This window comes from Oleiphilus sp. HI0123 (genome assembly GCF_001635315.1).
Map to the genome: position 1 here is coordinate 1 of NZ_LWGE01000920.1, position 405 is coordinate 405.

The window sequence follows — 405 nt, forward strand, 5'->3', positions numbered from 1 at the left end:
AGATAGGACACTTAAGATGAAAAATGACACTGAAAGTATTTTGATTTCTCGTATTTATGTCTTGGTTCGGTACTGCGTCCGGTTACTCTCAATATTGATGGCTGTCGTTATTGTGATGGGCGTTATTGATGTTGGCTGGACACTGTATCAAAAGCTCATAACACCGCCGCTGTTTATACTCACTATCTCTGATATGTTGGCAACGTTTGGGGCGTTCATGGCAGTCTTGATTGCCATTGAGATCCTTATCAATATTACCGTCTATCTACGTGATGATGTGATTCATGTAAAGATTGTGATGGCTACTGCCCTAATGGCGGTAGCGCGAAAGGTGATTATTCTGGATTACAAAGAGGTTCAACCAGAGTATGTTTATGCCACCGCAGTACTAGTCTTCGCGATGAG

General features: G+C 42.2%; 1 protein-coding gene. It reads left to right on the top strand.

Features of this window, described 5'->3' with window-relative positions:
* Positions 1–16 precede the first annotated feature (16 nt).
* On the top strand, positions 17–405 hold a 389-nt coding region (locus A3761_RS07920; protein ID WP_068750080.1), incomplete at its 3' end, for a phosphate-starvation-inducible PsiE family protein.